Source organism: Streptomyces aurantiacus, assembly GCF_001418335.1.
In the GTDB taxonomy this organism is placed as follows: Bacteria; Actinomycetota; Actinomycetes; order Streptomycetales; family Streptomycetaceae; genus Streptomyces; species Streptomyces aurantiacus.
The window spans coordinates 1-4,225 of record NZ_LIPP01000472.1; the positions used below are offsets into that span (position 1 = coordinate 1).

At 70.1% G+C, this 4,225-nt stretch carries 2 protein-coding genes; both read left to right on the top strand.

The features are described 5' to 3' along the window. The first annotated feature begins 141 nt into the window (after positions 1 to 141). Positions 142 to 3,024: a bifunctional glycosyltransferase/CDP-glycerol:glycerophosphate glycerophosphotransferase gene (locus tag AOK01_RS38960; protein ID WP_055520228.1), complete on the top strand. Its 2,883-nt coding sequence runs from the start codon at positions 142 to 144 to the stop codon at positions 3,022 to 3,024. Continuing rightward, a complete protein-coding gene (locus tag AOK01_RS38965) occupies positions 3,021 to 4,172 on the top strand; it encodes a glycosyltransferase (protein WP_055520230.1) in 1,152 nt (383 codons plus the stop codon). Before AOK01_RS38960 ends, AOK01_RS38965 begins: the two co-directional genes overlap by 4 nt. Positions 4,173 to 4,225: the final 53 nt, after the last annotated feature.

Below are 4,225 nucleotides of genomic sequence, written 5' to 3' on the forward strand. Positions count from 1 at the left end.
TCCCGTCCCTGACTCGGGGGCGGAGCCCCCGAGTCAGGGACGGGAATGGGTAGGGGCGGCGGGGGCGAAAAACACCAGGCGTGGCCCCCAACCGGCCTACCTCCCGGGCAGAGCCCCTAAGTGACACTTAGGGTAAATGGGATGAACGAGGACCCGCTTCCGGACGTATCCGTCGTCGTGATCGTCTACAACGACGCGGCCCGGCTGCCCACAGCCGTGCACTCCGTGCTGGCGCAGACCCTGCGCAACGTCGAGGTCGTCATCGTGGACGACCGCAGCACGGACACCTCGTACGAGGTGGCGCGGGCACTGGCCGCCCGCCACCCCGGACGCGTACGGGCCTTCCGGCTGGACGAGAACAGCGGAGGCTGCGGCGCGCCCCGCAACCACGGGATCACCCGGGCACGCGGGACGTACGTCCTCTTCCTCGACAGCGACGACGTCCTGGAACGCAACGCCTGCCGGAACATGCTGGAGGCGGCCGAGACGACCGGCGCCGACCTCGTCTCCGGCCTGTGCGTACGCGTCCACGTCGACTCGCGCGCCGGCAAGGAGAGCAAGTGGTATCCGTGGCTGTACACGCGCACCCGCACCCTGGAGTCGGTCTCCGAGCTTCCCGACCTGCTGGTCTTCGACACCCTGTCGACGAACAAGTGCTACCGCCGCGCGTTCCTCGTCGAGCAGGGGCTCGAATTCCCCGTCGGCATCCACTATGAGGACCTCCTCTTCTCCGCGCAGGCGTACGTGGCGGCCCGCAGGATCACCCTGATCCCGAACCGTGTCTACGACTGGAACGTCGTCGACAAGGCCCCGACGAAGTCGATCAGCAACCGGCGCGCCGAGATCGCCAACTTCGCGCACCGCATGGAGATCCACCGACGGGTCGACCGGCTCCTCGCCGACCGGGGGCTGCCGGAGCTGAAGTTCTTCAAGGACGTCAAGTTCCTCAAGCACGACCTGGTGCTGCATCTACGGGACCTGCCGCTGCGGGACGCCTCCTACCGGGAGGAGTTCGCCGCCATCGCCCGCGCGTATCTGGAGTCCATCGACCGGGCCGCCTTCGACGAGGTGGAGCCCATCCACGCCATCTGCGCGTATCTGCTGCAGAAGAGCGACTGGGACAACCTCCTGCCGGCCGTGGACACGCTCACCAACCGCGACAAGATCTCCGCACCACTCGTCGAGCGCGACGGCCGCGTCTACTGGTGCGCCGAGCACCTCGATGGCGAGGGCGACGGCGACCGTGCCTTCGCCCGGCACGTCCTCGACGTCACCGAACTCGGCTACCACGCCAAGCCCGTCGAGAAGATGTTCCTGCGCAATGCCCTCACCACGTACGACGAGGCCGTCGGTACCGTCCGGATGGCCGGGCGCATCACCAATCCCCTCGGCGTCGTCCCGCCCGGCGCGCGGCTCACCGGCGAGCTGGAGTTCGGCGCCCGTCGCAAGGGCGTGCGCTTCCAGACCTTCCGCTGTCCCGTGGACACCCTGCGGCACGAGGGCGAGCTCATCGCCTGGGAGGCGTCGGCCGACCTCGCGCGCGGGCTGCGGCCCCTGGGCATCGTGGACGCCGTGTGGGACGTACGGCTGCGCCTCTGCGTCGACGGCGTGCGCACCACCACTCGCCTCACCGTCTCCGAACCGGGCCTGGCCGTCGGGTCGTCGCCCGTCCGGCCCCGGCTCACCCGGCTGGTCGCCGACCGTGTCGTGCCCGAGGTCTCCGCCCGCGGCCACCTCTCCTTCCGGGTCCTCACCCGCGAGAAGGTCGACGAGCTCGTCGGGCGCGGGGTGCGGGGAGCGCCCGGCCGGCTCGCCAAGTCCGGGTACCGGAAGGCGAAGGCGGTCCGCAGGAAGCTCACCTCCGGCGATACCAAGATCCGGATCTACCACGAGGTGTTCAGCCGGCTGCCCTTGAAGAAGGGCCTGGTCGTCTTCGAGAGCCACCTGGGCCGGCAGTACAGCGACAGCCCGAAGGCGCTCTACGAGGAGATGCGGCGCCAAGGTCTCGACTTCGAGGCCGTGTGGTCGTACACGGGCAGTGGCCCGGCCGGCTTCCCGCCCGACGCCACGCTCGTACGCCGCTGGTCGCTGCCCTATCTGAAGGCGCTGGCCAGGGCCGAGTTCTGGGTCGACAACCAGAGCTATCCGCTGAAACTCACCAAGCGGCCGGGGACCACGTACATCCAGACCTGGCACGGCTCGGCGCTCAAGCGGATGGGGTTCGACGAACCGCAGTGGAAGCTCAGGTCCCGGCACGCGCAGGCGGAGCAGCAGCGCGTCCTCGACCGCTTCGACCGGTTCCTGATCCGCTCCGAGCACGACGTACGCACCCTCGCCCGGGCGTTCCGCCTCAAGGAGCGGACGTTGCTGCGGGTGGGCTACCCGCGCAACGACGCGCTCGTACGGGCCAGGGCAAGGGAGGTGGAGACGGGGGTGCGTGAACGCGGTCCGCTCGCCGCCAAGTTGGGGATTCCTGACGACCGGGCCGTCCTGCTGTACGCGCCCACCTTCCGTCAACACGGTGGCCGGCAGCGGCGGTTCGAGCTGCCCTTCGACGTGGAGCGGTTCGCCGACGAGTTCGGCGACCGGTACGTCCTCCTCGTACGCTCGCACTACCTCAACCACGTCGTGCTCCCGCCGTCCGTGCGCGGGCGCGTCGTCGACGTGTCGGCCCACCACGACGTGACCCCGCTGCTGGCGCTCGCCGACGGCCTGATCACCGACTACTCGTCCGTGATGTTCGACTACGCGCTCCTCGGCCGGCCGATGTTCTTCTTCGCGTACGACTACGAGGAGTACGTGCACGAGGGCCGCGGCACCTACTTCGACCTCCTCGAACGGGCACCGGGCCCCGTCGCGCGCACCGAGGAGGAGCTGTACGTGGCCCTCGCCTCCCTCGACGAGCAGGCGGTGAAGTACGCGGAGGCGCGCGACGGCTTCGTGGCGGAGTTCGGCGAGTACGACCAGGGCACCGCCGCCCAGAGCATCGTCGACCAGTTCTTCTCCCAGTGGAGGCGCGCATGAAACGGCCCCCTGTCCCCGTCTCCACCTCCGCCTCCGTCCCCGTCGCCGTGAACTCGGAGCCGCGGCGGGACGTCTTCTTCGTCTCCAACAGCGTCGACGAACTGGGCGGGGTGACCAGCTGGTCGCACCAGATGGCCCGGCTGTTCACCGGGCGCGGCCATCGGGTCCACGTCGTTGGCATCACGCCGTCCGAGGTGGTCCAGGAGCTCGGCGAGGTCCCGTACCCGACGACGACGCTGTACGCCGGACAGCCGCCGCGTCCCGGCCGGGCGCGTACGGCGAGCATGCGCGAGCAGGCCACGAAGCTCACCGCGCTGTTCCGGGCGGCCCGGCCCGGGGCGGTCGTGATCGTCACGCAGGTGTGGGCCATGGAGTGGGTCGCCCAGGCCGACACGCGCGGACTGACCGTGATCGGGATGAGCCACGAGGCCTTCGCGTACTGCAGGACGTCCTCGCGCTTCCCCCGGGTGCTCAAGCACTACAGGGACGTCGACCGCATGCTGGCGCTGACCCGCGAGGACGCCGACCTGTGGATCGGGCAGGGCATGAACAACGCGTCGTACCTGCCGAACCCGCTGCCGTTCATGCCGGAGGTGCCGTCGCCGCGCACCGCGAAGGTGGTGGTCAGCATCGGCCGGCTGCACCACCAGAAGGGCATCGACATGCTCCTCGACAGCTGGGCGGAGGTCGCGCCGCGCCACCCCGACTGGCACCTGCGGATCTACGGCTCCGGCGAGGAGGAGGAGATCCTGCGGAAGCAGTGCACGGCCCTCGGACTCGACGGCTCCGTCGACTGGATGGGCCCCACGAGCGATGTACCGGGCGCGCTGCGCGGCGGTTCCGTCTTCGCCCAGTCCTCCCGGGGCGAGGGTTTCCCGCTCGCCCTGATGGAGGCCATGGTGACGGCCGTGCCCTGCGTCGCCTTCGACTGCGCGCCCGGCGTCCGCGAGATCGTCCACGACGGCGAGGACGGCCTCCTCGCCACCCTCGGCAACACCGGCGAACTGGCCCGCCGCCTCGACCGGTTGATGTCCGACAAGGAGCTACGGGACAGCATGGGCGAGCGGGCCCGCAGCAACATCCAGCGCTACACGCCGGAGACGGTCGTGCGGAGGTGGGAGGACCTGTTCACCTTCCTGGAACGTTGAGAGCGGGGGCGCGCCCCCGTAGGGGCGCGGGGAACTGCGCGCCCAGCCCCCAC

Excerpts from the sequence above, each read along its gene's own strand:
- AOK01_RS38960 (WP_055520228.1), top strand. The coding sequence starts at position 142 with ATGAACGAGGACCCGCTTCCGGACGTATCCGTCGTCGTGATCGTCTAC.
- AOK01_RS38965 (WP_055520230.1), top strand. The coding sequence starts at position 3,021 with ATGAAACGGCCCCCTGTCCCCGTCTCCACCTCCGCCTCCGTCCCCGTC.